Raw genomic sequence first — 22924 nt, 5'->3', positions numbered from 1 at the left:
GCGACCAGTCAGGTCGCCTTTTTTGTCATGCCAGCACGTTAGCTGTGTGCAACGGCGCTCTCGATGGTCATACGGACATCGCTGGTGACCAGTTCTGCCAGAATGTGCCAGGTCGCCAGCGTCTGCGCCACATCCGCATCGCCACTGTCGCTGATATAGCCTTCATCGCGCAGGGTCAGTACCAGTGTAGAGAACACCGCTTTATCGAAAAACTCAGGCGCATTGATGGCATGCAGTACGCTCAGGCGCTGGGCCAGCGTGCGGCTCTCTTTTTCCAGCGTGCCGCGGTTGATGGTGGGCTTGGCGCTGAGAATCGAGAAGGTGATGGCGTAACGTTGCAGCGTTTCACGTACACCGGCAGCCAGCAACTGCAGCGTACGGTAACGTGCCGTGTTGAACGACAGCAGACCTGCCTCAACGGTAATCAGTCCCTGGCGCGCCAGCTCCTGGCATAAGTCAGCCAGCAGCTGCGGCAGCTGGTCGTTGCCCCAGCGCAGGAACAGCTCGCTCTTCAGCATGGGGTAAATCAGGCTGACCTGGCGCAGCAGTTCGGCTTCGCTCAGGTTACGGTGCTGCTGGATGATGGCCGCAATCAGAGAGGGCATCACCAACATATGGTGGATGTTATTCCGGTAATAGGTCATCAGCACCGCCTGCTCGCGCGGCAGAATAATGATGTCGCCGATACTGTCCTTCTCACTCTCAAACTTGTTCATACTCAGCGCGTGATCCAGCAACGCTTCCGCAGACATGTCAGGCAAAGTGGCATCCGGCGAGTAGGGCACATTACGTAATAACTGGGTATAGCACTCCAGCTGCTCAATCAGCTGTTCACGGGTCAGCGAACGCTGGCGGGAAGCGAGCAGTGCCGTTACGCACAGGTTCATGGCGTTCGCGGCACCGGCTTCATTAATACGTACCATGATGGTGGCGGCGATATCATTGGCCGTTGGCGTTAACCAGCCCGGACGTTGCGCTTCAATGGGATCGATAGACTCACGCCATTCCGGTACGCGCTTGTTCAGATAGTTGATCAGCGGCAACGGCTCACCAAAGTTCACATAACCCTGGCCCAGGTTGCGCAGCTTACGCAGGCCGCGCACCATCTGCATAAAGCCTTCTTTCTCTTTTGCCGCACCGCGTAGCTCTTTAGCGTAAGTACCCACTTCCATTACATGTTCATAACCGATGTAAATGGGCACTAACGTGATAGGTCGCGTGCCGCCGCGCAGCATGGCCTGCAGCGTCATAGAGAGGGTGCCGGTTTTCGGATCCAGCAGTCGGCCGGTACGTGAGCGTCCACCTTCCACGAAATACTCGACGGAATAGCCGCGGGTAAAGAGCTCGCCAAGGTATTCACGGAACACGGTTGAATAGAGCTTGTTGCCTTTAAAGGTACGACGAATAAAGAAGGCACCCAGACGACGGAAAATCGGCCCGGCAGGCCAGAAGTTCAGGTTAATCCCTGCGGCAATATGCGGCGGAACCAGGCCCTGGTAATACAGCACATAAGACAGTAGCAGGTAGTCCATATGGCTGCGGTGGCAGGGCACATAAACAATTTCATGGCCGTCCTGCGCCAGCTGACGTACCCGCTCACCGCCGTTAACGTTGATCCCCTGGTAGAGTCGGCTCCAGAGCCAACCCATCACGCGGTCGGTGATACGAATCGCTTCGTAGGAAAAGTTGGCCGCAATTTCTTCCATCATTTCAATGGCGTTTTGCTGCGCTTTCTCATGGGAGATTTTCTTGCTACGCGCCTCGTCTTCCACGGCTTTTTCAATCGCCTTCGACTGCAACAGGCGATTGAATAAATCCTGGCGAGCCGGCAGACGCGGTCCCACCGCGGCCAGGCGCTGACGGGCAAAGTGGATGCGCGCTACGCGAGCCAGCTTCTGCGCAATCGACTTGTCGGTACCGTGTTCGGTCGCCATACGACGCAGGGAGACCGTGGGCGAAAAACGCACAAAACTGTCGCGGCCATGCCAGAGAACGGCAAAGAATTTCTGAATGCCGTTAAGGAGCCGCAAATGAGGCGGATGATCGTCGCCCTGGACTTCCCGACCCGGCGCACGGCCAAACATGACTGAAACCGGTAACATCTGAACATCAAGTTCAGGATTGCTGCGGTGCAGATCAAGATACTCGTGGAAGATTTTGACCGATTCAAGGCTGGGCACAAAATAGGGGAACACACGCGGACCGTCATTGATAAAGACATGACGCGGCAACAGGGCGCCGTCTATCTCCAGCGGAATAAGCGGATCAGGCAGATCGTGCCGGATGCACTGCGCGCGTAAAGTCAGGAGATCGGCCTTTGAATCATAAGGCAGGACATACATAATAGGCCGGGTAGGATCCAGCCCATGTTCGGACACGGGATCAGCCGGAATGGCCTTACTCTTTACCAGAAATGAAAGGGGTAAGTTCAGCAATTTATAAAAAATTTTACGCCAACCTGACATAGACAACATGAAGCCTCTTGTTAGCAAAGCGGCGCAAGCATATCAGAACGCGCAGCAAAAATCTGTGACAGCGACAATTGTGCGCTGCCCGGTATTGACGTCAATCCTTTGAAACGAGTTCCTTTATCATGACAAATAATGTCACCGGCATTACCCGGATTGTGAAAGCGGCTGGCTACTCATGGCAAGGTCTTCGCGCCGCCTGGCAGCATGAAGCTGCCTTCCGCCAGGAAGCCGTAATTTCACTGGCGGCAATTATCCTGGCCTGCTGGCTGGATGTCGATACTATTTCGCGCATCCTGATGATTGGCGCGGTCATGCTGGTGATGATTGTTGAAGTTCTGAACAGCGCCATCGAAGCGGTGGTGGACCGCACAGGGCAGGAACGTCATCCTCTTGCCGGCCGAGCCAAAGATATGGGATCGGCCGCTGTTTTGCTGGCAATAGTACTGGCCCTGTTCGTTTGGGGAACGCTACTTTGGTCGCATTTGCGATAAGCATTCCATCTCCCGTCAAATTACTGATTTTGGCCTGACTTTTGGTTTCCATTTCACCAATACCTGTATATACTCACAGCGACTGTATAAACAACCAGGGGGCGGGATGAAAGCATTAACCAGCAGGCAGCAACAGGTCTACGACTTGATTCGCGACCACATTAATCAAACGGGCATGCCGCCTACGCGTGCAGAAATTGCTGCGCAACTGGGCTTCCGCTCACCTAACGCGGCAGAAGAGCATCTGAAAGCGCTGTCGCGTAAAGGCGTGATTGAAATCGTCTCTGGTGCGTCCCGCGGTATCCGTTTGTTAATGGAAGAAGAACCTTCAGATGGCCTGCCACTCATTGGGCGCGTTGCGGCGGGTGAGCCGTTGCTGGCCCAGGAACATATCGAAACCCACTACAAAGTGGATCCAGACATGTTCAAGCCCTCTGCCGATTTCCTGCTGCGCGTTAGCGGCATGTCAATGAAAGACATTGGCATCATGGATGGTGATTTGCTGGCCGTGCATAAAACGCAGGAAGTGCGTAATGGTCAGGTGGTGGTAGCGCGCATTGACGACGAAGTCACTGTGAAGCGCTGGAAAAAACAGGGATCAGTGGTGCATCTGTTACCTGAAAATACGGATTTTGAGCCTATCATTGTCGATACACGTGCGCAGTCGCTGACGGTTGAAGGTCTGGCGGTTGGCATCGTACGTAACGGTGAGTGGTTGTAACTCTTCTTAAGGTTGGCTCTTTACGTCAACCTTGACGTTACCCAGTCTGCCCCTGTTTTGCCGCTGTGGGTTCATCTGTAACACCAGCGGCGCATTGCACGGACGTTACATGCGCTTCCTGACAGCTACCGATAAAAAACTGTGGCGGCTGGCGCTGCCCATGATCCTGTCAAATATCACCGTTCCTCTGCTCGGCTTAGTCGATACAGCCGTTATTGGCCATCTCGACAGCCCGGTTTATCTGGGCGGCGTTGCGGTCGGGACGACCGTTACCAGTTTCATCTTCATGCTGCTGCTTTTTCTGCGGATGAGTACGACAGGCCTGACGGCTCAGGCGTTTGGCGCGGGCGATAAAACGGCGCTGGCGCGTGCATTGGCACAGCCCCTGATCATTGCCTTACTGGCCGGCAGCCTGTTTATTGCCCTGCGTCATCCCGTGACGGCATTAACAACCCGCTTTATCGGCGGAGAGGCCGCCGTGCTTGAGCAGGCTGCGCTGTTTATCCATATTCGCTGGCTCAGTGCGCCCGCCATGCTGGCTAACCTGGTGATTCTGGGCTGGCTGCTGGGCGTACAGTATGCCAGAGCGCCGGTCATCCTGCTGGTGGTGGGCAACGTTATCAATATTCTGCTGGACCTCTGGCTGGTGCTGGGGCTGCACTGGGGCGTCGCCGGGGCTGCAGCCGCGACGGCTATCGCGGAATATGCGACGTTGCTGGTCGGGGCACTTATGGTCTGGCGCGTGCTGGCGCTGCGTGGTATCACGCTGCGCAGTCTGGTCCATAGCTGGCGTGGCGATATCCACCGCCTGCTGCGCCTGAATCGCGATATCCTGCTGCGTACCTTACTGTTACAGCTTTGCTTTGCCTCTCTGACCGTGCTGGGAACGCGTATCGGACCTGATGTGGTGGCGGTAAATGCCATCCTGCTGATGTTCATGACGTTTACCGCCTATGCGCTGGATGGCTTTGCTTACGCCGTCGAAGCCTTTGCTGGTGAGGCACACGGCGCAAAAGACGGCAGCAGGTTGCAACTGGTATGGATTGCTGCCTGCCGTCAGGCACTGTCAGTCGCGCTGTTTTTCTCCCTGGTCTATGCTGTTTGTGGCTATCAGATCGTGGCTCTCCTGACATCGATTCCCGCACTTCAACAGGCGGCTGACCGCTTTCTGCCGTGGCAGGTTGTCATGCCGCTGGTTGGCGTCTGGTGCTATCTGCTGGATGGCATGTTTATTGGTGCGACCCGCGGAAGAGAAATGCGCAACAGTATGGCGATTGCCGCACTGGGCTATTTCCTGACGCTGTTAACCGTGCCTTTTATCGGTAATCACGGTCTATGGCTGGCGATAGCCGTTTTTCTGGCGCTTCGCGGCCTGTCACTTTTGCTGGTCTGGCGCAGGCACTGGCGCAATGGCACCTGGTTTAGCGCCTGAGCAACTTGCCTGAAATATGACGCAGGCTACATAAAATTTTCATTTTTTCCGGCAAAACTGAAATTAGCTACTGCAATTATCTTTTAATGGCGCTATCAAACAGCGCTTTATATCGTAATTTTGCCTGATGGCAAAATAAAACGAAATCGAAGGATGACGTGGAGGTCTGCAATGAATAAAGACGAAGCGAGTGGTAACTGGAAACAGTTCAAAGGAAAAATGAAAGAGAAATGGGGCAAGCTGACCGATGATGACATGCAAGTCATTGAAGGTAAACGCGATCAGCTGGTCGGCAAAATTCAGGAACGTTACGGCTACGCGAAAGATCAGGCGGAGAAAGAAGTAACGGACTGGGAAGGTCACAACAAGGATTACCGCTGGTAATCACGTTATTCAGGGATGCTCCTACCCGGGCCGGTACGCTCATGCCGGCCAGACCGCACAAGGATGTGCAATTAACTTCGTTTACTGCGTTTCCTCCCGTCAGCCTGATGGTCATGATCACAATGTTCATGCTGTTCACAGGCTTCAACTTCCGCACAGTTTTCACATAACCCGTGCGCCTCTATCACGCTATGCCGTAGGACAAAGCTTGCCTCTTGCGCCAGCGATGCGATGATTTTTTCTGCGCCCTGCGCCTGCTTTTCCGTGACCACTGCACAGCGATCGCAGACCAGCATCACCGATGTATGGGCGGGTGCGTCGAAATGGTGACACATCACATAGCTGTTATTGGACTCGACGCGGTGGATAAAACCCTGCTCAAGAAGAAAATCCAGCGCACGGTAGACGGTAGGAGGCTTGGCCTGGGGCTCACTGACACGCAACTGATCAAGCAGGTCATAAGCACTGATCGATCCTGGCTGTCCGGCCATCAACCGCAGGACCTCTGCGCGCTGGGTCGTCAGGCGTACACCGCGCTGTAAACACAGTTTCTCAGCCTGGGTCATGATTTGCTCTGGCGTCATGGTTGACATGGAATTTCTCCGATTGACAGGTGATGTTATCTTATCACATTAATGATACGTACGATGCACCTTGCCTGTCTGCACCTTCTCCCTTTACCCGTGCTTATCTGTTCCTTACGACTTTGCGCCCGTCTGCGATGCCAATATATGTCAGAATGTTTGTAAATATTTTTTCCTTTTGCTTTACATCTCACTGAGTTAAGAACTAATGTTTAAAAGTTCTTAATAAAGTGCTGGTCCCGGCCTCCTTCTGTTAACGCTTTTTGGACGGTAACCAGACATAACCGATCGAAAAATAATCAATCAATGGAATTGCGCCACTATTTACTCTGAATTCACAGCAATAAAGCGTTAGCCATCCTCCACAATGGGGCTAACAAACTATTCGGTCGTTAATGTTTTAACGGCAATTTTTCAGGTGATGATAAGCAAATGGCAAAATTAACCGTCCCACGTTCCGTTCTGGTTTTCCCTGCAGTGTTTAATGCTCTGGTTTTTTCATCATCCGCGCTGGCCGCGGGAACCTGGTACGATGCCCGTAACGATGCAATGGGGGGAACGGGCGTGGCGTCCTCTACCTACGGGTCTGCCGTTTTAGCTAACCCGGCGTTAATGACCAAAGCAAAACCCGATGACAACGTCAGCATCATTTTTCCCAGTGCGGGCGCGCAAATTACTGATAAAGACAAGATGGTCGATAAGATCGATAACATTACTGACACGGTAAATCGCTATCAGGATCTGTTTGATAATGCCTCGACGTTAGAGCTGCTGCGCCGTATTCCTGAGATACAGGCTGCGTCAGGGGATCTGGCCAATACGCTCAGAGATTTACGCGGTAACAAAGCCAACGCGACAGCAGGTGTCGCGATTGCAGTCACCGTTCCGAATGAAACGCTGCCTTTTGCCTTTGTCACCAAAGCCTATGGTACGGCGCATGTCCGCGCGAATGTAAAAGAAGGCGATATCGTTATTTTACAAGGCGTGGCTGACGAAACGTTTGCCGGTATTCCTGGCGGTGTATTTGGTCTGCCTAATGTACAAAACTTGCTGGGCTCCAGCGCGAACGGGCTGGCTGCGCTAAATACCGATTATGGTATCGCCGTTGCCCATGAGTTCACGATTGCCGGCCATCCGGTGTCGATTGGTGTGACGCCTAAGCTGCAAAAGACCTGGCTGTATAACTATTCCGCCAGCGTTTATAACTACGATAAAAACGATTTACGGGATGGCCGCTACCGCAGCACCGAAAGCGGGTTCAACGTTGACGCCGGCCTGGCGACGGTATTCGCAGAAAACTGGACGTTAGGCGTGACCGGACAGAACCTGGTATCACGTGACCTGCAAACCAAAGAGGTGAATGGCTATCAGGATACCTATGAAATCCGTCCATTAGTGACGGCGGGTTTAGCCTGGGATAAAGGGCCGGTAACGCTGACAGGCGATGTTGACCTGACCGAAACGCACCGTTTCAAATCTCAGGAAAACAGTCAGTATGCAGGCGTGGGCGCGGAATATCGCGTACTGGACTGGTTACAGTTACGCGCCGGTTATCGCGCAGATATGCGTTCCAACGACGAAAATGTGGCGACCGCAGGTTTTGGGCTGTCACCATTCAACAATTCTGTGCATCTGGATCTGGCAGGCTCGGTGGGGCAAAACAATACCTGGGGTGCCATGGCGCAACTCGGATTTAACTTCTGATTCCGTGCCATTAACGGGCGGGCGATACCTTGTCGCCCGCCCTTATGCTATCCTTGCGCAGAATATCATCACTGTTAACCACCGGATCGACTGCGCTTCATGACCGACACTTTTTCCTCCCAACGCTTCTCTGTTGCTCCCATGCTCGACTGGACAGATCGTCACTGTCGCTATTTCCATCGTCTGCTGACCGGCGATACGCTTCTGTATACCGAAATGGTCACCACGGGAGCCATTATTCACGGTAAAGGCGATTATCTGGCCTTTAGTGAAGAGGAGCACCCGGTCGCGTTACAACTGGGCGGCAGCGATCCGGCTGCACTGGCGCAGTGTGCGGCGCTGGCTGAACAGCGCGATTACGATGAAGTTAACCTCAATGTGGGTTGCCCGTCAGATCGTGTTCAGAATGGCCGCTTTGGTGCCTGCCTGATGGCGGAAGCCGGGCTGGTCGCTGACGGCATTAAAGCGATGCGTGATGTGGTGGATATTCCGGTCACGGTCAAAACCCGTATCGGTATCGATGAACAGGACAGCTATGCCTTCCTGACCGATTTTATCGGCACTGTGGCAGAGCGCGGTGGCTGCGACACCTTTATCATTCATGCGCGCAAGGCATGGCTTTCGGGTCTGAGTCCGAAAGAAAACCGCGAGATTCCACCGCTTGATTACCCCCGGGTTTATCAGTTAAAGCGTGATTTTCCACAACTGACGATTGCCATTAACGGCGGCGTGAAAACGCTGGAAGAGGCTAAAACACATCTTCAGCACCTGGATGGTGTCATGATGGGCCGCGAGGCCTATCAAAACCCCGGCATCCTGGCGCATGTCGATCGGGAAGTGTTTGGCCGGGAACAGCCTGCCGCTGATCCGGTGGCGGTGGTGCGCGCCATGTACCCTTATATTGAAGCCGAGCTGGCAAAAGGCACGTACCTTGGCCATGTGACGCGGCATATGCTGGGGCTGTTCCAGGGGATCCCTGGCGCGCGCCAGTGGCGTCGTCACCTTAGCGAGAATGCCCATAAGCCCGGTGCCGATGTGCGGGTACTGGAGGCTGCATTAGCACTGGTCGCCGATAAGATCCCTCAGGAAGCCTGATACAGTTAAACCAGCCAGCCGGCTGGTTTTTTTTCACCATAATCTGGTGAATCTCGCCAGGTTGATTTTGCATACTTCATACTTAACTCATCACTATCAACAGGTTACTTGTTGGCATGGTTCTTGTAATACGTAACGTATTCATCGTGAGGAGTGAACAAATGGACATTATTTTTGTATTCGGTTTCTTCCTGATGCTGTTGCTGACTGGCGTGTCCTTAATCGGCGTCATTGCTGCCCTGGTCGTGGCCACGATCGTGATGTTTGTCGGCGGCATGGTGATGCTGATTGTTAAGGTGCTGCCCTGGCTACTGCTGGCCGTGGCCGCAGTATGGCTCTATCGGCGCTTTTTCACTGACGAAGACACTCGCCAGCGCGTCCTGTACAGGCGCAGGATCCGCAGGCTGGAGCGGAATGGCAGGGGATAAATGTGTGCGTGATCACACAGTGAAAAATTGGTGCTCAGAATATTAACAACAATCATACTTTTTACTTATGTTTTCTGTCAGGATAGCTGTCGTTGATTCATAACATATTCATCGCTTCTGCCCCTACATGGCTTTGTTGAATAAATGGATTTTATGCTGTGGTACTATGAAAACGGTTGTTTCAGATAACATAAAATCAATGCGTTACATGCTTGCGTATGACGGTGTTCTGTCTGGCATCAGCGTTTTCTACCAAAACAGTGCAGACAAAACAGAATGATTACCTATTATTCAACAAAGCCCCCCTACATCAGTGCGAATGAAAAATAAAAGAAGGGCTTCCTGCGGGAAGCCCTTTTTACATCAGGGAATCAGCAGGCTCGATCCCTGCGTCGCGCGGCTCTCCAGTAACTGGTGAGCGCGGCTGGCCTCTTTCAGTGCAAATTTTTGCTGCTCGGGCACATCGACCTTAATGGCGCCACTTGCCAGTAAAGAGAACAATTCTGCACTGGCCGTTTCCAGCTCCTGACGATTGGTGATGTAGCCGAACAGGGAAGGACGGGTAACAAACAGTGAGCCTTTCTTATTTAAAATGCTGAGATCAACATTGGTCACCGGCCCTGAAGCATTCCCGAAGCTCACCATCAGTCCCTGACGACGCAGGCAGTCCAGCGAGGCTTCCCAGGTCGCTTTCCCCACAGAGTCGTACACCACGCCAACCTTCTTGCCGCCGGTCAGCTCACTGACCCGTTGTGCAATGTCCTCTTGCTGATAATTAATGGTGGCCCAGGCTCCCGCGTTTTTGGCCAGTGTCGCCTTTTCGGCGGAGCCGACGGTGCCGATCAGATGGGCGCCGAGCGCTTTTGCCCACTGGCAGGCAATCAACCCCACGCCACCCGCCGCGGCATGAAACAGAAAAATTTCGTCGGCTTTGACCTTATAGGTCTGTCGTAACAGGTACTGCGTCGTCAGGCCTTTCAAAAAACTGGCGGCAGCCTGCTCGAAACTGATGGCGTCGGGTAACAGCATCAGACGGTCTTCCGCCACGTTATGCAGCTCGCTGTAAGCCCCGAGTGCGGCCTGGCAGTACACGACGCGATCGCCGGGTTTGAAACGCGTGACCGCCGATCCCACGCGGGTGACCACACCCGCCGCCTCGGTGCCCAGACCAGAGGGAAAATGACCTGTCGGATACAGCCCGCTGCGCACGTAAGTATCAATATAGTTCATGCCAATCGCGCGGTTTTCGACCTGGATTTCATTATCGGCGGGATCGGCAGGCTCAAAATCAATCCAGGTCAGGACATCCGGGCCGCCGTGTGCGTTGAACTGAATACGCTTTGCCATGCTTACTCCTGTGATTGTTTCATCATGAAGGTGAGGCACGCCCCTTAACTGAGGTATACTTGCGCGTCCCCACAGAAGATCGGTAATGCATTCACTATGGCAGGAAATAAACCCACCAACAAATCGAACGAAACGCAGGATCGCCAGTTAGAAGGCGTGAAAATGCCCCCGCATTCGCTGGAAGCGGAGCAGTCGGTGCTGGGTGGGTTAATGCTGGATAACGAGCGCTGGGACAACGTGTCCGAACGCGTCGTGGCAAATGATTTTTTCAATCGCTCGCACCGTCTTATTTTCTCAGAGATGCAGCGTCTGCTGGAAAACAGCAAACCTATCGACCTGATTACGCTGTCAGAATCGCTGGAAACGCGCGGCGAACTGGAGATGGCCGGCGGATTTGCTTACCTGGCTGAGCTGGCGAAAAACACGCCCAGTGCGGCGAACATCGGCGCTTACGCGGATATCGTGCGTGAACGTGCGGTCGTACGCGAAATGATCGCCGTGGCGAATCAGATAGCCGATGCCGGTTATGATCCCCAGGGGCGCAGCAGTGAAGACCTGCTGGATTTTGCCGAGTCGAACGTATTTAAAATCGCTGAGGCGCGGGCTAACAAAGACGATGGCCCCAAAAACATCGAACAAATTCTGGAAGCGACGGTTTCACGGATTGAGTCGCTGTTTCAGACGCCGCACGATGGCGTCACGGGCATCGATACCGGTTATCAGGATCTGAATAAGAAAACGGCCGGGCTGCAACGCTCAGACTTAATTATCGTGGCCGCACGTCCCTCAATGGGTAAAACCACGTTCGCCATGAACCTGTGTGAAAACGCGGCGATGCTGCAGGACAAACCGGTACTGATTTTCAGTCTGGAGATGCCCAGCGAACAGATCATGATGCGTATGCTGGCCTCCTTGTCGCGGGTTGACCAAACCCGTATTCGTACCGGTCAACTTGACGATGAAGACTGGGCGCGCATTTCCGGCACGATGGGCATTTTGCTGGAAAAGAAGAATATGTATATCGATGATTCTTCTGGCCTGACGCCGACCGAGGTCCGTTCCCGCGCGCGTCGCATCTATCGTGAAAACGGTGGCCTCAGTCTGATCATGATCGACTACCTGCAGTTGATGCGCGTGCCCGCATTGTCAGATAACCGTACGCTGGAGATTGCCGAGATTTCCCGTTCATTAAAAGCGCTGGCAAAAGAGCTTAACGTGCCCGTGGTGGCGTTATCTCAGCTGAACCGCTCACTGGAGCAACGTGCCGATAAACGTCCCGTAAACTCGGATCTGCGTGAATCGGGTTCGATCGAGCAGGATGCTGACCTGATCATGTTTATTTATCGTGACGAGGTTTATCACGAAAACAGCGACCTGAAAGGGATCGCAGAGATCATTCTGGGTAAGCAGCGTAACGGCCCGATCGGTACCGTACGCCTGACATTTAACGGTCAGTGGTCACGCTTTGATAACTATGCAGGCCCGCAGTACGACGACGAATAATCCGTCACTGGCCCGCCATGCACGATCTGTGCATGGCAGGCAGGACCGTGCAAAATAGTGTTGGACAACGTCGCAGTGAATCGGGTTATCTGTAGCAAAGCGACACTGACACGCGACGGAAACAGCATGACGCACGTAGACGATTACGATCTAAAAATCCTTACTCTGCTCCAATCTAATGGCCGTTTGACCAATCAGAAACTCAGCGATTTGGTCGGTCTTTCTGCTTCACAATGTTCACGTCGGCGTATCAATCTTGAACAGGCCAACCTGATTCTTGGCTATCACGCACGGCTGTCGCCGGACGCGGTGGGGCTGGGCATTGTCGGACTCATTGAAGTGCGGCTCATTAACCATACTGCTGACTATGTCGACAGCTTCCATCGCATGGTGGAACAGGAAGACGCAATTATTGATGCCTATAAAACCACCGGTGATGCCGACTACCTGCTGAAAGTCGCCGTGGCCGATTTGGCTTCACTGAGCGCGGTAATCAGCCAGCTGTTAGCCGGTCACCAGAGCGTTTCCCATGTCAAAACATCGGTGGTACTGGGCAGACTCAAAGAGAACGGATTAATGATGGGCGAGCAGCAGGCTGTGCGCCAAAAAAGAGCATAATGCGCGCAGGTGGTGCATGATGTGGCGGAATGATGCGTTTTTTATGCGTATTTGAGTCGTGCAATGCACAATCGACCTCCCCGGCGGGGCAGTAAAATCCGGTAAGACGCTTATGCCTGAGCGCCTGCACAGGCTGGCGCAGTTATTGCATTGGTGCTGCATCATTCGCACTGAGACTGCTTTATGGACAACATTGTACAACCCGCCGATATTCCTCACTCTCGCCTTGAAGATGCGCTGGCTATCCTGCTCGGCACCTTAATGGTCTCGTTTGGTGTGCTCATGCTGAAGCAGGCAGGCGCATTGACCGGCAGCACGGCTGGGCTGGCATTCCTCATCAGCTATCTTTCGCCCCTGTCATTTGGCAGCGTTTTCTTTGTAATCAACCTGCCGTTCTACTGGCTGGCTGTGAAGCGAATGGGCTGGGAATTTACGCTAAAAACCTTTTGTGCCGTGGGGCTGGTGTCGCTTTTTACCCATCTTCATCCCCTGTTTATGCATTTTTCCACACTGAATCCTTTTTATGCGGCATTGTTCGGTAACGTCATCATGGGGATTGGGTTTATAGTGTTGTTTCGCCATAAAGCCAGCCTGGGCGGGATCAATATCCTGGCGCTCTGGCTGCAAGACCGTTTCGGCATTCGCGCCGGTAAACTGCAAATGGCGGTCGATACCTGCGTGGTGCTGGCCTCGCTGTTTGTCGTCAGCCTGCCGATGTTGCTTGCGTCCATTGCGGGCGCGGTGATACTGAATATGATCATCGCAATGAACCATCGTCCCGGGCGGTACAGGGTTTAATCGCCCTTTTTTATTTCAAGAACAATCATGGAGATCTGCACCGTGTTCCAGAACGTTGATGCCTATGCTGGCGACCCGATTTTGTCGCTAATGGAAGCCTTTAAACAGGATCCGCGCGAGCATAAAGTGAACCTGAGTATTGGGCTTTATTACAACGAGCAAGGCATCATCCCTCAGCTGCAGGCGGTGGCTGATGCTGAAGAGCAGTTACGTGCCGAACCGCAGCAGGCTTCGCTCTATCTGCCTATGGAAGGATTAAATACCTACCGCAACGCGATAGCGCCACTGCTGTTCGGAGCCGATCATCCCGTATTAAAAGCGGGCCAGATCGCCTCGATTCAGACCCTGGGCGGCTCAGGTGCGTTGAAAGTCGGTGCGGATTTCCTGAAGCGTTATTTCCCGCAGTCCAACGTCTGGGTCAGCGATCCGACCTGGGAAAACCATATCGCCATCTTTAACGGTGCCGGTTTCAAGGTGAAGACCTATCCGTGGTATGACCCGGAAACCAACGGTGTACGTTTTGATGCGTTCCTGAGCACGCTTAAAACCCTGCCAAAGCAAAGCATCGTGCTGCTGCATCCGTGCTGTCATAACCCAACCGGGGCCGACCTGACCAATGCGCAGTGGAACGAAACCGTTGCCGTGCTGAAAGCACAGGAGCTGATCCCGTTCCTGGATATCGCTTATCAGGGCTTTGGTGCTGGCATGGAAGAGGATGCGTACGCGATGCGTGCGGTTGCTGCGGCAGGTCTGCCTGCGCTGGTCAGCAACTCCTTTTCAAAAATCTTCTCGCTGTATGGCGAGCGCGTCGGCGGCCTGTCTGTGGTATGTGACAGCGCTGAAGAGGCCAGCCGCGTATTAGGTCAGCTCAAAGCGACCGTCCGCCGTAACTATTCCAGCCCGCCAAACTTCGGCGCACAGGTTGTGGCCCGCGTGTTAAACGACGCTACGCTGAAAGCTAACTGGCTGGCCGAGGTCGAAGCCATGCGGTTGCGCATTATCGACATGCGCCAGGCGCTGGTACAGGTGATGAGTACGGCGCTACCCGGTAAGAACGTCGACTACCTGTTGAAGCAGCGCGGGATGTTCAGCTACACCGGCCTGAGTGCGCAGCAGGTGGACCGCCTGCGTGAAGAGTTTGGGATCTACCTCGTCGGCAGCGGCCGTATGTGTGTGGCAGGTCTGAACAGCAAAAACGTGCATCAGGTCGCGGAAGCCTTTGCGGCAGTAATGTAATTCCGCACACAATCTTCCCCGGGCCGCCAACCTTGTTGGCGGCTTTTTTATTTTTACGGATCGGGTTTACCTTTGCGCCACATTCTGCACACTTAACTGTGTCTCACAGATTCAGGAAAAAAGTGGCTTTGTTGAATAATAGGTAATCATTCTGTTTTGTCTGCACTGTTTTGGTAGAAAACGCTGATGCCAGACAGAACACCGTCATACGCAAGCATGTAACGCATTGATTTTATGTTATCTGAAACAACCGTTTTCATAGTACCACAGCATAAAATCCATTTATTCAACAAAGCCTCACGCAGGATACGTTTAGCGTTTATAACAATGCACGTCTTGCATCAAAGCTGAATACCGTGGCGAATGCCGTCGGCATGCTGGTGAGTTTTGCGTTGAGTTTCACTATTGCCTGGCTACGCCTGAATCCGCTGTGGCTGACATTGTCAGTTATCACGGTAACGCTGGTGCCGTATGTCATTAAACGCTACTGCTTTTACCAACAGCATCAGGAGCAATTTCCCCCGCGGGAAACACGCACCCTGTATTTGCGTTATCTACTGTATGCGGGCTTGCCATTGGCCATTTCCAGCATTTTTATTTCTGTCCAGGTCAAAACCGCGCAGATGTTTTTGGCCGGCATCGCCTCGGCGCGCGAGCTGGGTTTATTCGCTGCTGCCAATACGATTGCCGCGTCCTGGATTTTTATTCCCGTGGCGCTGATTACCTCCTGTTTCAGCGAGATTTTTCGTGCGCGTGGAGACGAAGCCGTCAGGCTGACGGCCCGACTCAATGGCTACGTGATGGCCGTGTCGCTGTTGATGTTGTTTATCGTCGCGTTGTGGGGTGAGCACATTATTGTGGCGTTATATGGCCCGGCCTACAGGCAGTCAGGCAACCTCATCACGCTGTTATCCCTGGCGACCAGTTTTTCGGCAATGGGAACCGTCGCGTACCGTTTTATGGTGAAAGAAGGGGGCTTTGATTATTTACTGAAGAAAATCATTTGTCTGGTGCTCATCAGCATCCCGCTTTCCTGGTGGCTAATTCAGGGCTACGGCATCATGGGGGCCACCTGGAGCGTTTTTCTGTCTGAGCTCCTGTCCCTCACCGTCATGAATTACTTCTTTAAACGCGGCGTGATTCAAAAAATTCAGGTTTCCTCACTTAACTACAAAACCTACAAATGAGGTCAAATATGCTCAGGTTGAAGCAAGAGCTCAGAAGAAGTTTGCAGTACTTTATTAAGAAGATGCTCTGGACTTATCAGGACCGTATTTATTACTTCCGCAAGTTCAGAAAGCTCCCGAATCTGCGTGAGCCCAAGGTCTTCAACGAAAAAGTGCTGTATCGCAAGTTTATCCATGGTGATTATCAGCTGTATGCGCGTCTGTCCGATAAGTATTCGGTGCGCGACTATATTGCGGAAAAGATTGGTAATGACTATCTGATTCCGTTGCTCCACGACACCACCGATCCCACCACGTTGAATGATCTTACGCGCTGGCAGGGCACGGTTATCAAACCGAATCATGCTTCAAACATGGTAGAGATCGTGCTGGAAGAACCGGATGCGCTTCGTAAGCAGCAAATCATTCATAACTGCTATTCGTGGTTAAAAACCGATTTCGCTAACGAAGCGCGTGAGATCCACTATCGCTATATCAAGCCACGTATTCTGGTTGAGCAGTATATTGGTGACGGTAAAAGCGCGCCGGTTGATTACAAGTTTCATATGTTCAATAAGCGCGATGGCAATTTTGAGTATGTTCTTCAGGTCATCTACAACCGCTGTCAGCCTCAGCTTTCGATGAATTTTTACGTTAATAACCTCTCCGAGGCTTACCATAAAATTCGCGATACCGGCCTGGATGTTTCCCCGATCATGCCCTCACTGGAGCGGGCACTAGCCCTAAGCAAAACGCTGGCCAGTGACTTTGACTACGTGCGAGTCGACTGGTATATCCACGACCAGCACATCTATTTTGGTGAACTGACGTTTACGCCTGGCGCAGGCATGGTAACCGGACTGGATCGTGGCTTAGACAAGATGATGGGTGAAATGTGGATTCAGGAACGTCGCGGAACGCAGAGACCGGACGTTGACGTACAGGATGTCGCCATTCCTGTCATGTTGAAGAAAATTTGACCTTACACAGCAATATAAAAAACCCCGCTTTGCGGGGTTTTTTATTGGTCATTCAGGGCATTGGCCAGTTCGCAGGCGCACGGCTCATCATGTCAATGAACACTTCTTTAGAGACGCTCAAAAAATGGTGCACGTTTTCCATGCTTAGCGTGATGCCCATTAAACCGGTCACAAACCAGCACGACAGACCAACGCCCACGCCGCCACAGAGAAAGGCCATGACATGATGGCTGTCCTGGCGAAGGCGGGTTTTCAGTGTACTGGCGAAAAACATCATTACAGCGCTCAGCAATTCCCAGCGCATAACAAGAAAACTGGTGGTTAGGGTAGCCATCAATTTTGACCTCAAAATCGGAAAGGACGCCTGACTGTCTGCGAACATCACGTCGGCGGAAAAGTCTGTCAGGTGGGGCTCTTTCGTCGGCAACAAACGTCATAATGTGATGTGGGTCACATTATATCATCTGGTTCTCAATTTTTGTACAGAATTTGTTTGATTTGTCAGCGCAGTGTCAAGCCAGCGGAAGGGTAAAAAGAGGGGATAAAGCCGTGCGCCCGATCGGGCGCACGCGGGCTGTTAATTAAGCGGACAACATTCACCCGTTGTACGCTGCGTAAAGCTGCTCATCGTTTCCCCACAGTCAAAGCTCAGCAGGCGTGGACGCTGAACCGCCTGGCGACGCATGTAGTGGCGATACGCCGTAGGCGTCTGGGAAAACTGGCGGCGAAAGACCCGTGAGAAGGTCTGCTGCGAATCGTAGCCATACTGCATCGCAATATCGAATACCGGACGCTGCGTCTGACGCAGCGCTTCTGCGGCCAGCGTCAGCCGGCGTTCGCGGATATAACCACCCAACGTCTGTTTCGTTACGCTACGGAACATACGTTGCAGGTGCCATTTCGAATAACCGGACTTCGCGGCCACCTCATCGATTGACAGGCTTTTATCCAGATTCTGGTCAATCCAGTGGGTCAGTGAATGAATGATCTCTTCTTGTATCATGGCCTCATCCTTCTGGTGAATGTCCCCGTCACCGTGCATGCCGCAGTTTGTGAGGCTGATAATCAGCCTGCAGGGGGCGTGACGTCGTCAGGGCGGGTGTTGTTCTGATGGGAAAGGAGTATAATTCCTCAAGTTAACTTGAGGTAAAGTGCCAGATGAAAAAAGATCGCAATTATCCAAAACCGGTGCTGACACCGGGGGAAGTCGCGCGGCGAAGCGGCGTGGCCGTATCAGCGCTGCATTTTTATGAAAGCAAAGGGCTGATTTCCAGCACGCGCAATCCCGGCAATCAGCGGCGCTACAGCCGTGATGTCCTGCGCCGTGTGGCGATCATTAAAATCGCCCAGCGCATCGGCATTCCGCTCGCCAGCGTCAGCGACAGTCTGGAAAACATGCCTGCGGATAAACGCATGTCTGCGCAGGACTGGGGCAATCTGACGCAGCACTGGCGGGATGAACTGGATAAGCGCATCGAAACCTTGACGCGCCTGCGTAACGACCTGGATGGCTGCATTGGCTGCGGCTGTTTATCCATGCGTGACTGTCCGCTCCGTAACCCCGGTGATCGGCTGGGACAGCAGGGATCAGGTGCGGTCCTGCTGGATCCCGAGCAGGATGGTTCTCTGCACAAGGTGAAGTGACGTCTATACTGTCTGCATATTCATTCGCAGGGAATCATGATGATTACTGTTCACCATCTGGAACAATCTCGTTCGCACCGCGTGCTGTGGATGCTGGAAGAGCTGGAAGTGCCTTATCAGGTTAAACGTTATCAGCGTGAAGCCTCCATGCTGGCACCGGAAGCACTGAAAAAAGTGCATCCCTTAGGCAAATCGCCGGTTATCACAGATGGCAATCGGGTGGTGGCGGAGTCCGGGGCCATACTGGAATACCTGGAAGAAAAGTACGACAGCGAGAAGCGATTACAGCTTACCGACGAAGAGGCGCGCCTCCAGGCGCGTTACTGGTTACATTACGCTGAAGGTTCCCTGATGCCGCTGCTGGTCATGAAGCTGGTGTTTGGCCGGCTGGGCAGCGCGCCCGTGCCCTGGTTGCTCCGTCCCGTGGGTGCCGCGCTGGGGAAAGGCGTACAAAAAGCCTGGCTGGACAAACAGCTCCACGTCCACAGGCAAATGATCGAAGATCATCTCTCGGCCAATCCCTGGTTTGCCGGTCAACGATTCAGCATCGCCGATGTGCAAATGAGCTTTCCTGTTCTGGCGCTGAGCCAGCGCGCCGGCTTGCACAATGCGCCCGCCACGCAAAAATGGTTAACCACCGTTCAGCAGCGCGCCGCATGGCAACGGGCCATTCAGCAGGGCGGTGAACTCTCTCTGCCGGGCTGAGGCGATGCGCTCTGATGACGCCGTCCGGCGTCATCTCTCTTCCACCAACATCCTCTTTCATCGACCGGCCACGCTGCCTGCAAGAATGTTACTGGCAGGTTTCCAGCACGTTCCTGATGTTACTAACCTGATCTTTATACGCAGTAATTCCCTCTGAACGGTTGAAAAGCGGCGGTTAAAGACCGGATAATCTGCCCCCTTCAGTCTGGTGGTGCTTGTTACACCCGTTCTGCGTGGCGAAGTAAACGTTTGCCTTTTGTCGGTTGCCCGTGGGTAAAGACATATTCAGGGAATGCAGAACGGTGACCGCGTGAATTACACAATAAAAATTTTTGAGGCTTAACTATGTCAATTGAATCACGCCCGACCAGTGGAAGACTGGATGCCTGGTTCGCCATTTCGGCCCGTGGCAGCAGCGTGCGACAGGAAATCCTGGCCGGGCTGACGACCTTTCTTGCCATGGTCTATTCGGTGATCGTGGTCCCCGGTATGCTGGGTAAAGCGGGGTTCTCTCCTACGGCGGTGTTTGTTGCCACCTGCCTGGTGGCAAGCTTCGGGTCAATCCTGATAGGGCTGTGGGCCAATTTACCCATGGCGATTGGCTGTGCAATCTCGTTGACGGCCTTTACAGCGTTCAGTCTTGTACTGGGTCAGCACATCAGCGTGCCGGTCGCGCTTGGCGCTGTGTTCCTCATGGGGCTGCTGTTTACGCTGATTTCCACCACCGGGATTCGGGCCTGGATCTTACGTAATTTACCCATGGGCGTCGCACACGGTACGGGCATCGGGATTGGCCTGTTTTTACTGCTGATTGCCGCTGACAACGTGGGGCTGGTGGTCAGAAACCCTGGCTCAGGTTTACCGGTGGCGTTGGGGCACTTTAGCTCCTTCCCCGTCCTCATGTCTTTGCTGGGGCTGGCGGCGATTTTTGGTCTGGAGAAGCGCCGGGTGCCTGGCGGTATTTTGCTGACGGTCATCGTGATCTCTGCTCTCGGCCTGGCCTTCGATCCCGCCGTCCGCTGGCAAGGGCTGTTTGCGCTGCCGAGCCTGCGTGATGCGCAGGGGACATCGCTGTTTTTCAGCCTCGACATTATGGGCGCGTTGCAGCCTGCCGTCTTGCCCACCGTACTGGCGTTAGTGATGACGGCGGTATTTGATGCGACCGGCACGATTCGCGCCGTGGCCGGGCAGGCCAATTTACTCGATAAAGACGGGCAGATTATTAACGGCGGACGGGCACTGACCACGGATTCGCTGAGCAGCCTGTTTGCCGGACTGGTGGGCGCATCGCCTGCCGCGGTATATATTGAATCGGCGGCCGGTACGGCGGCAGGCGGTAAAACCGGCCTGACGGCAATCGTCGTGGGTCTGCTGTTTCTGGTGATTCTGTTTATGTCTCCGCTGGCTTATCTGGTACCAACTTATGCGACGGCACCCGCCCTGATGTATGTCGGCCTGCTGATGCTGAGCAACGTCGCTAAAATTGACTTCGCCGACTTTGTCGATGCGATGTCGGGCCTGCTCACCGCAGTCATTATTGTCCTGACCTGTAACATTGTTACCGGCATCATGATCGGTTTTGCCACCCTTGTGGTTGGCCGACTGTTTGCTGGTGAATGGCGTAAGTTAAATATTGGCACGGTCGTGATTGCCGTTGCGCTGGTGGCTTTTTATGCCGGAGGCTGGGCGATCTGACTGTCTGACCGGACGTGCAGCCGCGCGTCCGGAATTTTCCGCTTTTTCCTCACCGAAGCACACGTAGCTTTTTCCGCGCTTGCCAGTTTGTTTTACACTTTATCTTCACGTTGATTCAAAGATAACAACCCGCCTAAGGAAAGCATGGAAATCTTTTTTACTATTTTGATCATGACGCTGGTGGTGTCGCTCTCTGGGGTCGCCGCGCGTATCTTGCCTTTTCAAATCCCGCTGCCGCTGGTGCAAATTGCCGTTGGTGCGCTGCTGGCCTGGCCCACGTTTGGGCTGCATGTGGATTTTGACCCGGAATTATTCCTCGTCCTGTTTATTCCGCCGCTGCTCTTTGCCGACGGCTGGAAAACACCGGTCAGCGAGTTTCTGCACTATGGCCGGGAAATCCTTGGCCTGGCGCTGGTACTGGTGTTGATCACCGTCGTCGGTATCGGCTACCTGATTTACTGGACCGTGCCGGGCATTCCGCTTATCCCTGCGTTTGCGCTGGCCGCCGTGCTCTCACCCACCGATGCCGTGGCCCTTTCTGGTATCGTCGGTGAAGGCCGCATTCCTAAGAAAATCATGGCGATTCTGCAGGGCGAAGCCTTGATGAACGATGCCTCTGGCTTGGTTTCACTGAAGTTCGCCGTCGCGGTCGCGATGGGCACCATGGTATTTAGCTGGGGCGGTGCCAGCGTAGAGTTCCTCAAGGTGGCGCTGGGCGGCCTGGTGGCTGGGGTTGCGGTCTGCTGGCTTTACGGGAAGTCGCTACGTGTGCTGAACCGCTGGAGCGGCAGTGATGACGCAGCCACACAAATTGTTCTGCTGTTACTGCTGCCTTTCGCCTCTTATCTGATTGCTGAGCACCTCGGCGTATCCGGGATCTTAGCCGCCGTCGCGGCCGGGATGACGATTACGCGCTCTGGCATTATTCGTCAGGCACCGCTGACGATGCGCCTGCGCGCCAACAGCGTCTGGCATATGCTGGAATTTGTGTTTAACGGCATGGTGTTCCTGATGCTGGGTCTGCAACTGCCCTCTATCCTGCAAAAATCCATCGCCGAAGCCAATGCGGATCCCAATGTGGATATCTGGATGATTTTTGCCGATATCGTGCTGGTCTATGCGGCGTTAATGGTGGTGCGCTTCGGCTGGTTGTGGATCATGCAGCGCTTCAGTAGAAAAACAAGCCGTTAGTGTTCTCCTCGTACTCACTGCGTGAACTGTTAATCGCCTCCTTTGCGGGCGTGCGCGGTGCGATTACGCTGGCCGGTGTGCTGTCGATCCCGCTGTTTCTGAGCAACGGCAATCCTTTCCCGGCCCGTTACGAACTGGTGTTTATCGCGACCGGGGTGATTCTGTTCTCCCTGCTGGTCGGCGTCATTATCCTGCCCGTCCTGCTGCGCGGCGTCGAAACACTGGATAAAAATGCGCATCGCCATGAAATACGTAAGCGTCACATCCAGACCGTATTGACTGTCAGGCTGAGGTAAGATCGACTTTCCACGGCAGCAGATCGTGCAGCCGGTTTACCGGCCAGTCCTGGATATGCCCCAGCACATAGCGCAGCCACGCCTCCGGCTCCACGCCGTTCAGCCGGCAGGTGCCGATCAGCGAGTACAGCACGGCGGCCCGCTCCCCGCCTGCGTCTGAACCGGCGAACAGCCAGTTTTTCCGGCCCAGGGCTACGCCCCGCAGTGCGTTCTCCGCGATGTTGTTGTCTATCTCCGCCCAGCCATTGCTGCAGTACAGGTTTAACGCGTCCCACTGCTTCAGTAGATAGGCGAACGCCTTCGCCGTATCCGAGTGGCGCGACAGTACCTTCATCTGAACCTGTATCCAGTCGTACAGTGACTGCATTAACGGGATAGTCTGCTCTTTACGTACCGCCAGCCGCTCGTCTGCCGGGCTGCCGCGTATCTCAGCCT

21 protein-coding genes and 2 pseudogenes are annotated in these 22924 nt (G+C 53.8%); 17 read left to right on the top strand and 6 right to left on the bottom strand.

Annotated features, from left to right (window positions below; genetic code table 11):
• Positions 1-38: 38 nt before the first annotated feature.
• Positions 39-2465 carry a glycerol-3-phosphate 1-O-acyltransferase PlsB gene (plsB, locus tag F7Q90_RS10785; RefSeq protein WP_006121552.1) on the bottom strand — a complete coding sequence of 809 codons (2427 nt, stop codon included), beginning with the start codon at positions 2463-2465 and terminating at the stop codon, positions 39-41.
• A 128-nt stretch (positions 2466-2593) separates the two neighbouring features.
• Here plsB and F7Q90_RS10780 point away from each other — a divergent pair, with 128 nt between their 5' ends.
• The 4 genes from F7Q90_RS10780 to F7Q90_RS10765 all read left to right on the top strand — a co-directional run bounded on the left by F7Q90_RS10780 (position 2594) and on the right by F7Q90_RS10765 (position 5499).
• Positions 2594-2962, top strand: a complete 369-nt coding sequence (locus F7Q90_RS10780; RefSeq protein ID WP_006121553.1) for a diacylglycerol kinase — start codon at positions 2594-2596, stop codon at positions 2960-2962.
• Positions 2963-3068: 106 nt separating this feature from the next.
• Complete coding sequence (lexA, locus tag F7Q90_RS10775; protein WP_006121554.1) at positions 3069-3683, top strand: transcriptional repressor LexA; 615 nt, start codon at positions 3069-3071, stop codon at positions 3681-3683.
• Between the two features lie 109 nt (positions 3684-3792).
• Positions 3793-5115, top strand: a complete 1323-nt coding sequence (gene dinF, locus F7Q90_RS10770; protein WP_006121555.1) for an MATE family efflux transporter DinF — start codon at positions 3793-3795, stop codon at positions 5113-5115.
• A gap of 171 nt (positions 5116-5286) precedes the next feature.
• Positions 5287-5499: a CsbD family protein gene (locus tag F7Q90_RS10765; protein ID WP_006121556.1), complete on the top strand. Its 213-nt coding sequence runs from the start codon at positions 5287-5289 to the stop codon at positions 5497-5499.
• Positions 5500-5570: 71 nt separating this feature from the next.
• On the opposite strand, the gene zur is transcribed toward F7Q90_RS10765, so the two are convergent.
• Entirely contained in the window at positions 5571-6092 is a 522-nt protein-coding gene (gene zur, locus F7Q90_RS10760) for a zinc uptake transcriptional repressor Zur (protein WP_006121557.1), read from the bottom strand.
• Between the two features lie 423 nt (positions 6093-6515).
• Between zur and F7Q90_RS10755 the strand changes: the two genes are divergently transcribed.
• The 3 genes from F7Q90_RS10755 to pspG all read left to right on the top strand — a co-directional run bounded on the left by F7Q90_RS10755 (position 6516) and on the right by pspG (position 9310).
• Positions 6516-7787: a conjugal transfer protein TraF gene (locus F7Q90_RS10755; protein WP_006121558.1), complete on the top strand. Its 1272-nt coding sequence runs from the start codon at positions 6516-6518 to the stop codon at positions 7785-7787.
• A 99-nt stretch (positions 7788-7886) separates the two neighbouring features.
• Positions 7887-8882: a tRNA dihydrouridine(20/20a) synthase DusA gene (gene dusA / locus F7Q90_RS10750; RefSeq protein ID WP_006121559.1), complete on the top strand. Its 996-nt coding sequence runs from the start codon at positions 7887-7889 to the stop codon at positions 8880-8882.
• A 161-nt stretch (positions 8883-9043) separates the two neighbouring features.
• Positions 9044-9310, top strand: coding sequence for an envelope stress response protein PspG (gene pspG, locus F7Q90_RS10745; RefSeq protein ID WP_006121560.1), 267 nt, complete (start codon positions 9044-9046; stop codon positions 9308-9310).
• A gap of 363 nt (positions 9311-9673) precedes the next feature.
• Here the strand turns inward: pspG and F7Q90_RS10740 are convergent, their stop codons facing one another.
• Complete coding sequence (locus tag F7Q90_RS10740; protein WP_006121561.1) at positions 9674-10657, bottom strand: quinone oxidoreductase; 984 nt, start codon at positions 10655-10657, stop codon at positions 9674-9676.
• A 96-nt stretch (positions 10658-10753) separates the two neighbouring features.
• Here F7Q90_RS10740 and dnaB point away from each other — a divergent pair, with 96 nt between their 5' ends.
• The 6 genes and pseudogenes from dnaB (at position 10754) to F7Q90_RS10705 (ending at position 16958) form a co-directional block, all read left to right on the top strand.
• Positions 10754-12160: a replicative DNA helicase gene (gene dnaB, locus F7Q90_RS10735; protein ID WP_006121562.1), complete on the top strand. Its 1407-nt coding sequence runs from the start codon at positions 10754-10756 to the stop codon at positions 12158-12160.
• 126 nt (positions 12161-12286) lie between these two features.
• Positions 12287-12778 (top strand): Lrp/AsnC family transcriptional regulator, encoded by a 492-nt coding sequence (locus tag F7Q90_RS10730; protein WP_006121563.1) that lies wholly within the window; start codon positions 12287-12289, stop codon positions 12776-12778.
• A 183-nt stretch (positions 12779-12961) separates the two neighbouring features.
• A complete protein-coding gene (locus F7Q90_RS10725; RefSeq protein ID WP_006121564.1) occupies positions 12962-13576 on the top strand; it encodes a YitT family protein in 615 nt (204 codons plus the stop codon).
• Between the two features lie 42 nt (positions 13577-13618).
• The gene (locus F7Q90_RS10720; protein WP_006121565.1) at positions 13619-14812 is read left to right on the top strand and encodes an amino acid aminotransferase; all 1194 of its coding nucleotides are present in this window, start codon (positions 13619-13621) and stop codon (positions 14810-14812) included.
• Positions 14813-15108: 296 nt separating this feature from the next.
• Positions 15109-15999: pseudogene (locus tag F7Q90_RS10710) on the top strand (polysaccharide biosynthesis C-terminal domain-containing protein); the annotation flags it as partial.
• Between the two features lie 8 nt (positions 16000-16007).
• A complete protein-coding gene (locus F7Q90_RS10705; protein ID WP_006121567.1) occupies positions 16008-16958 on the top strand; it encodes an ATP-grasp fold amidoligase family protein in 951 nt (316 codons plus the stop codon).
• A 52-nt stretch (positions 16959-17010) separates the two neighbouring features.
• On the opposite strand, the gene F7Q90_RS10700 is transcribed toward F7Q90_RS10705, so the two are convergent.
• A complete protein-coding gene (locus tag F7Q90_RS10700; RefSeq protein ID WP_006121568.1) occupies positions 17011-17292 on the bottom strand; it encodes a YjcB family protein in 282 nt (93 codons plus the stop codon).
• Positions 17293-17535: 243 nt separating this feature from the next.
• Positions 17536-17961 carry a superoxide response transcriptional regulator SoxS gene (gene soxS, locus F7Q90_RS10695; protein WP_006121570.1) on the bottom strand — a complete coding sequence of 142 codons (426 nt, stop codon included), beginning with the start codon at positions 17959-17961 and terminating at the stop codon, positions 17536-17538.
• Positions 17962-18116: 155 nt separating this feature from the next.
• Between soxS and soxR the strand changes: the two genes are divergently transcribed.
• The 4 genes and pseudogenes from soxR to F7Q90_RS10675 form a co-directional block, all read left to right on the top strand.
• A complete protein-coding gene (gene soxR, locus F7Q90_RS10690; protein WP_006121571.1) occupies positions 18117-18602 on the top strand; it encodes a redox-sensitive transcriptional activator SoxR in 486 nt (161 codons plus the stop codon).
• Between the two features lie 39 nt (positions 18603-18641).
• Positions 18642-19307, top strand: a complete 666-nt coding sequence (locus tag F7Q90_RS10685; protein WP_006121572.1) for a glutathione S-transferase family protein — start codon at positions 18642-18644, stop codon at positions 19305-19307.
• 345 nt (positions 19308-19652) lie between these two features.
• Positions 19653-21002, top strand: a complete 1350-nt coding sequence (locus F7Q90_RS10680; RefSeq protein WP_006121573.1) for an NCS2 family permease — start codon at positions 19653-19655, stop codon at positions 21000-21002.
• Positions 21003-21146: 144 nt separating this feature from the next.
• Positions 21147-22406 (top strand): annotated as a pseudogene (locus F7Q90_RS10675) (Na+/H+ antiporter); the annotation flags it as partial.
• Positions 22407-22475: 69 nt separating this feature from the next.
• Here the strand turns inward: F7Q90_RS10675 and F7Q90_RS10670 are convergent.
• Positions 22476-22924 (bottom strand): IS66 family transposase (locus F7Q90_RS10670; protein WP_151160891.1); only part of this gene is annotated, 449 nt, incomplete at its 5' end.

This window comes from Pantoea stewartii subsp. stewartii (genome assembly GCF_008801695.1).
GTDB lineage: Bacteria > Pseudomonadota > Gammaproteobacteria > Enterobacterales > Enterobacteriaceae > Pantoea > Pantoea stewartii.
Note: the sequence above shows the minus strand (reverse complement) of the source record. Positions and strands in the feature narration are given on the sequence as shown.

What these genes read in the sequence shown, in the direction of transcription:
- pspG (WP_006121560.1), top strand. Translation starts at nt 9,044, where the DNA reads ATGGACATTATTTTTGTATTCGGTTTCTTCCTGATGCTGTTGCTGACT.
- F7Q90_RS10755 (WP_006121558.1), top strand. Translation starts at nt 6,516, where the DNA reads ATGGCAAAATTAACCGTCCCACGTTCCGTTCTGGTTTTCCCTGCAGTG.
- F7Q90_RS10685 (WP_006121572.1), top strand. Translation starts at nt 18,642, where the DNA reads ATGATTACTGTTCACCATCTGGAACAATCTCGTTCGCACCGCGTGCTG.
- soxR (WP_006121571.1), top strand. Translation starts at nt 18,117, where the DNA reads ATGAAAAAAGATCGCAATTATCCAAAACCGGTGCTGACACCGGGGGAA.
- zur (WP_006121557.1), bottom strand. Translation starts at nt 6,092, where the DNA reads ATGTCAACCATGACGCCAGAGCAAATCATGACCCAGGCTGAGAAACTG.
- F7Q90_RS10700 (WP_006121568.1), bottom strand. Translation starts at nt 17,292, where the DNA reads ATGGCTACCCTAACCACCAGTTTTCTTGTTATGCGCTGGGAATTGCTG.
- F7Q90_RS10740 (WP_006121561.1), bottom strand. Translation starts at nt 10,657, where the DNA reads ATGGCAAAGCGTATTCAGTTCAACGCACACGGCGGCCCGGATGTCCTG.
- dinF (WP_006121555.1), top strand. Translation starts at nt 3,793, where the DNA reads ATGCGCTTCCTGACAGCTACCGATAAAAAACTGTGGCGGCTGGCGCTG.
- lexA (WP_006121554.1), top strand. Translation starts at nt 3,069, where the DNA reads ATGAAAGCATTAACCAGCAGGCAGCAACAGGTCTACGACTTGATTCGC.
- F7Q90_RS10705 (WP_006121567.1), top strand. Translation starts at nt 16,008, where the DNA reads ATGCTCAGGTTGAAGCAAGAGCTCAGAAGAAGTTTGCAGTACTTTATT.
- dnaB (WP_006121562.1), top strand. Translation starts at nt 10,754, where the DNA reads ATGGCAGGAAATAAACCCACCAACAAATCGAACGAAACGCAGGATCGC.
- F7Q90_RS10780 (WP_006121553.1), top strand. Translation starts at nt 2,594, where the DNA reads ATGACAAATAATGTCACCGGCATTACCCGGATTGTGAAAGCGGCTGGC.
- F7Q90_RS10725 (WP_006121564.1), top strand. Translation starts at nt 12,962, where the DNA reads ATGGACAACATTGTACAACCCGCCGATATTCCTCACTCTCGCCTTGAA.
- soxS (WP_006121570.1), bottom strand. Translation starts at nt 17,961, where the DNA reads ATGATACAAGAAGAGATCATTCATTCACTGACCCACTGGATTGACCAG.
- dusA (WP_006121559.1), top strand. Translation starts at nt 7,887, where the DNA reads ATGACCGACACTTTTTCCTCCCAACGCTTCTCTGTTGCTCCCATGCTC.
- F7Q90_RS10730 (WP_006121563.1), top strand. Translation starts at nt 12,287, where the DNA reads ATGACGCACGTAGACGATTACGATCTAAAAATCCTTACTCTGCTCCAA.
- plsB (WP_006121552.1), bottom strand. Translation starts at nt 2,465, where the DNA reads ATGTCAGGTTGGCGTAAAATTTTTTATAAATTGCTGAACTTACCCCTT.
- F7Q90_RS10765 (WP_006121556.1), top strand. Translation starts at nt 5,287, where the DNA reads ATGAATAAAGACGAAGCGAGTGGTAACTGGAAACAGTTCAAAGGAAAA.
- F7Q90_RS10680 (WP_006121573.1), top strand. Translation starts at nt 19,653, where the DNA reads ATGTCAATTGAATCACGCCCGACCAGTGGAAGACTGGATGCCTGGTTC.